Raw genomic sequence first — 5447 nt, forward strand, 5'->3', positions numbered from 1 at the left:
TCCCATTGCAACGTACCGGTCAGTAACATGATAGCTCAATCCCGTCCGTTTGGCCAGCGCTACGCCTTCGTCGTTGTCGCGGTCATCTTTCTTTGTCTTTTGATTGCAGCAGGGCTTCGTTCAGCGCCGTCAGTCATGATGCTGCCGCTGGAAGAGAGCTTCGGCTGGCGGCGCGACATCGTCTCGCTGGCTGCCGCGATTGGCATCTTCCTCTATGGTCTGACCGGACCGTTTGCCGCGGCGTTGATGGAGCGGATCGGGCTGCGCCGCACGCTGCTTGCCGCGCTGATGATCATGTCGGGCTCCACCGCGCTCAGCCTGCTGATGACCAAGCCGTGGCATCTGCTGATCACCTGGGGAGTGTTTTCAGGCATCGGTTCGGGCGCGGTCGCGACCGTGCTCGGCGCAACAATCGTCAACCGTTGGTTCAAGACCAATCGCGGCCTGGTGATGGGGTTGATGTCCGCCTCCAGCGCTACCGGCCTGCTGGTGTTCTTGCCGCTGCTTGCCTCGCTGGCCCAGTCGGGAGGTTGGAAGCCAGTCGCCATAGCGATCGCGATCGCCACCGCTGCTCTCGTGCCGCTGGTCTTTCTGCTGGTGCCGGAACGCCCGGCCTCGATCGGTCAGGTGCGCTATGGCGCCGATGCCGACGACGTGCCGCCGGTGTCGCCCGCATCGCAGGGCAATTTCCTGGCGCATACGCTGAACACGCTGCGCCGCGCCGCCGGCACACGGGTGTTCTGGTATCTCTTCGCCACCTTCTTCGTCTGCGGCTTCACCACCAACGGCCTCGTCGGCACGCATCTTATCGCCTTTTGCGGCGACATGGGCATCGGGGAGGTGCAGGCGGCCGGGCTGTTGTCGATGATGGGTATTTTCGACCTGATCGGCACCACCCTGTCCGGCTGGCTCACCGACCGTTTCGATCCGCGCAAGCTGCTCGGCGTCTACTATGCCGTGCGCGGCCTGTCGCTGATCTATCTGCCTTATTCCGGCTTCTCGGCGACCAGCCTGATCATCTTCGCCGTGCTCTACGGGCTCGACTGGATCGCCACCGTGCCGCCGACGCTCCGGCTCGCCAACGAAGCCTTCGGCGACCGTAGCGGGCCGATCGTGTTCGGCTGGATCGTCGCCGGCCACCAAGTGGGCGCAGCGGCGGCTGCAGCCTTCGGCGGCACGATGCGCGAGTTGCAGGGCAATTACGAACTGGCCTTCCTGATCGCCGGCATGACGGGCATCGCGGCGGCCTGTATCTCGCTGCTGATCAATACGACCAAGCCGGCATTCGAGCCGGAGCCGCAGGCGGCTTGAGCTGCCAATCTCACCCCTTGTGGGGGAGATGCCCGGCAGGGCAGAGGGGGGCGCTGTCCCGCCGACTTGTCAGTTGAATTGCAGCCAATCAAAGCCGTCGGCCAGAAGCTCGAACAGGCCGTTCCTGAGAAGTTGGCGATCCTTCGCGCCCCCCTCTGGCCTGCCGGCCATCTTCCCCACAAGGGGGGAGATCAGCAGTTCTGTCGACTGTTATCAAAACTTCATGGTTCCGAGACACGCCTGAAACATTGAGGCGAGAGCTTGGCGGTCCCGTTCAAAGCCATCCGGAGACAGCCATGGACAAGCTTTCCCTTACCCGCCGCGCTTTCGTCACCTCGGCCAGCGCCTTCGGCCTTGTCGGCGCCTCCGGTCTGGCGCTGCCCTATTATTCCCGCGCCAGCCAGCGGCCGGCCTTCACGCATGGCGTGCAGTCCGGCGACGTCGACGCCACGTCCGGCATGGTGTGGACGCGCACCGACCGGCCCGCGCGCGTTATGTATGAAGTGTCGACCACCGAAAGTTTTGCAAACGCCACAAGGCTCGCGCCGCTCGATACGTCGCCGGCCAGCGACTGCACGGTGAAGCGGCTGCTCACCGATCTCGCCTCCGACCAGGACATCTTCTACCGCATGATCGCGGCCGACCTGTCCGACATCAACGCCGTCTCCGAGCCGATCGTCGGCCGTTTCCGCACCGCGCCGTCCTCGAAGCGCGACGTGCGCTTCGCCTGGTCAGGCGACACCGCCGGCCAGGGCTGGGGCATCGACGAGACCGGCATGAAGACCTATTCGACCATCGCCAAGCACACGCCGGACTTCTTCCTGCATTCGGGCGACACGATCTATGCCGACGGCGCGCTGAAGGACGAGGTCGACCTGCCCGGCGGCGGCAAGTGGAAGAACGTTGTCATGCTCGACGGCAAGCGCAAGGTCGCCGAGACGCTGGACGAATATCGCGACCAGTGGAAATACAACATGATGGACAAGCATGTGCTTGCCCTCTCGGCCATCTGCCCGACCTTCTACCAATGGGACGACCACGAGGTGCTCAACAACTGGTCGGACTCGAAGGACCTCAGCAAGGACGACCGCTACAAGGAAAAGTCGATCCATGTGCTGGCGGCCAGGGCCGCGCGCGCCTTCCATGAGATGACCACCATCCGTTACGAGCCGTCGGAGCCGGGCCGCGTCTACCGCAAGATCTCGCATGGGCCGCTGCTCGACGTGTTCTTCCTCGACATGCGCTCCTATCGCGGCCCGAACGGCGCCAACCTGGATGAAACGCTGACGCCGAAGTCGCGCATGATCGGCGAAGAGCAGTCCAAGTGGCTGAAGCGCGAGCTGGCAAACTCGAAGGCGACGTGGAAGGTCATCGCCGCCGACATGCCGCTCGGCCTCGTCGTCTGGGACGACGCGGCGAAGAAGGCCGGCTTCGAGGCCGTCAGCAACAACGACAACGGCAAGCCGAAGGGGCGCGAGCTCGAATTCGCCGATGTGCTGCGCTTCATCAAGACTGCCGGCATCACCAACACCGTCTGGCTCACCGCCGACGTGCACTACACGGCGGCGCATTACTACAACCCCGGCAAGGCGCAGTTCCAGGATTTCAATCCGTTCTGGGAATTCGTGTCCGGCCCGATCCATGCCGGCACCTTCGGCCCCAACGACCTCGACATGACCTTCGGGCCGGAGCTGAAATTCATCAAGGCGCCGACCGCCGAGCAGGGCCAGAACCTGCCGCCGTCGGCCGGCCTGCAGTTCTTCGGGCTGGTCGATATTTCGGGTGCGACGGAGCAGCTCACGGTGCGGCTGATGGATCGCGACGACAACGAGCTTTACAAGGTGACGCTGGACCCGGTGCGATCGGCTTGAAGTGAAAGTTGGAACCGTCGGCGGGACAGCGCCCCCCTCTGACCTGCCGGCCATCTCCCCCACTTGGGGGGAGATCAGCAGCTTTGGCGCCTCGCTCCTTCGGCAACGTCGGCGATTGGCGAAATCAAACGCGACAGCCAACTCCATCAAGTGGGACTCAAGTGGGGGAGATGTCCGGTAGGACAGGGGGCGCGAAGGATCGCTACGTTTGCGGTATTGAGAGCGTCAATCCGGATAACAAGCGCGCGGAATGTTCGGCCAGACCGCGGTGTCGCAATTGGCATCCTTCTGGCGCTGCTTGAAGGCGGCGCTGACCGGGCCGGTGACGATCGGGTCGACGCCGTCGGGGGCATCGGCGAACATCTGCTGCGCCGTTTGGGCATCGGGCGGCGAGATCGGATCGGCTTGCCTGAGCGCAGCCGCGGACTGCGCGGCGCCCGCCGCGACGAGCAGGCCAAGCGCCGCCCACGCGAAAACCGGACGCAATCTGGACATCTGATCGGTCATGAACATGAAATCGCCCGGCCCCTCAAAGGTTCCGCCTTGGTTAACAGAATCATTTCACACCAAGACGTTTAAGAATCAGTGACCATTATTTGGGGTCGGGCCTCCCCTTTCGCAAATGCGAAAAACCTTGTATGAGCCGCGCAACCGAAAAAGGCGGCGCTTGTTAAGCCTGCCGCCTGCAACGTTCCCGAGACCAGAAAAATGAACCTCCGAAATATCGCGATCATCGCGCACGTCGACCATGGCAAAACCACGCTGGTCGATCAGCTTCTGAAACAGTCCGGAGCCTTCCGCGACAACCAGCGCGTCGCCGAACGCGCCATGGATTCCAACGACCTCGAAAAAGAGCGGGGCATCACCATCCTGGCCAAGGCGACCTCGGTCGACTGGCACGGCACCCGCATCAACATCGTCGACACGCCCGGACACGCCGATTTCGGCGGCGAGGTGGAGCGCATCCTGTCGATGGTGGATTCGGCGATCGTGCTCGTCGACGCCGCCGAAGGACCTATGCCGCAGACCAAGTTCGTCGTCGGCAAGGCGCTTAAGGTGGGCTTGCGGCCCATCGTCGTCATCAACAAGATCGACCGTCCGGACGCCCGTCATGTCGAGGTGGTCAACGAGGTGTTCGACCTCTTCGCCGCGCTTGACGCCACCGACGAGCAGCTCGATTTCCCGATCCTCTACGGCTCGGGCCGCGATGGCTGGGTGTCGGAAAACCCCAAAGGTCCGAAGGACCAGGGCCTGGCGCCGCTGTTCGACCTCGTCGTCAAGCACGTGCCGGCGCCGACGGTCCATCCAGGCCCGTTCCGGATGATCGGCACCATCCTGGAAGCCAATCCGTTCCTTGGCCGCATCATCACCGGCCGCATCGAGTCCGGCACGCTGAAGGCCAACCAGCCGGTCAAGGTGCTGCATCATGACGGCACCCAGATCGAAACCGGCCGCGTCTCAAAAATTCTTGCCTTCCGCGGCCTCGAGCGCCAGCCGATCGACGAAGCCCAGGCCGGAGACATTGTCGCCATCGCCGGCCTGTCCAAAGGCACCGTCGCCGACACGTTCTGCGACCCGCAGGTGAGCGAGCCGCTGCATGCGCAGCCGATCGACCCGCCGACGGTCACCATGTCCTTCCTCGTCAATGACAGCCCGCTTGCCGGCACCGAGGGCGATAAGGTGACCAGCCGCGTCATCCGCGACCGCCTGCTGCGCGAGGCCGAGGGCAATGTCGCGCTGAAGATCGAGGAATCGGCCGAAAAGGACTCCTTCTTCGTGTCCGGCCGCGGCGAATTGCAGCTCGCGGTGCTGATCGAGACGATGCGCCGCGAAGGCTTCGAGCTTGCCGTGTCGCGTCCGCGCGTCGTCATGCAGAAGGGCGAGAACGGCGAATTGCTGGAGCCGGTCGAGGAAGTCGTCATCGACGTCGACGAGGAGCATGCCGGCGTCGTCGTGCAAAAAATGTCGGAGCGCAAGGCCGAGATGGTCGAGCTGCGTCCGTCCGGCGGCAATCGCCAGCGCCTCGTCTTCCATGCGCCGACGCGCGGCCTGATCGGCTACCAGTCGGAACTGTTGACCGACACGCGCGGCACCGCGGTGATGAACCGGCTGTTCTTCGCCTATGAGCCTTACAAGGGCGAGCTGCCCGGCCGCACCAATGGCGTCTTGATCTCCAACGAGCAGGGCGAGTCGGTCGCCTACGCCATGTGGAACCTGGAAGACCGCGGCCCGATGATCATCGATCCGGGCGTCAAGGTCTATCAG

Annotated in this window: 4 protein-coding genes; 3 read left to right on the forward strand and 1 reads right to left on the reverse strand. The window is 63.8% G+C overall.

The genetic code is table 11. From position 1 onward, the window contains the following. Positions 1–27 precede the first annotated feature (27 nt). Both EOA27_RS19945 and EOA27_RS19950 read left to right on the forward strand, forming a co-directional pair. Positions 28–1311, forward strand: a complete 1284-nt coding sequence (locus tag EOA27_RS19945; RefSeq protein WP_126080547.1) for an MFS transporter — start codon at positions 28–30, stop codon at positions 1309–1311. A 296-nt stretch (positions 1312–1607) separates the two neighbouring features. Then, positions 1608–3182 carry an alkaline phosphatase gene (locus EOA27_RS19950; protein ID WP_126080548.1) on the forward strand — a complete coding sequence of 525 codons (1575 nt, stop codon included), beginning with the start codon at positions 1608–1610 and terminating at the stop codon, positions 3180–3182. 225 nt (positions 3183–3407) lie between these two features. Here the strand turns inward: EOA27_RS19950 and EOA27_RS19960 are convergent, their stop codons facing one another. Continuing rightward, positions 3408–3695, reverse strand: coding sequence for a hypothetical protein (locus tag EOA27_RS19960; RefSeq protein ID WP_245484141.1), 288 nt, complete (start codon positions 3693–3695; stop codon positions 3408–3410). Positions 3696–3890: 195 nt separating this feature from the next. On the opposite strand from EOA27_RS19960, the gene typA reads away from it, so the two are divergent. After that, a partial coding sequence (typA, locus tag EOA27_RS19965; RefSeq protein WP_127256948.1) for a translational GTPase TypA occupies positions 3891–5447 on the forward strand: 1557 nt, incomplete at its 3' end.

The sequence above is a fragment of the Mesorhizobium sp. M2A.F.Ca.ET.037.01.1.1 genome (genome assembly GCF_003998075.1).
In the GTDB taxonomy this organism is placed as follows: Bacteria; Pseudomonadota; Alphaproteobacteria; order Rhizobiales; family Rhizobiaceae; genus Mesorhizobium.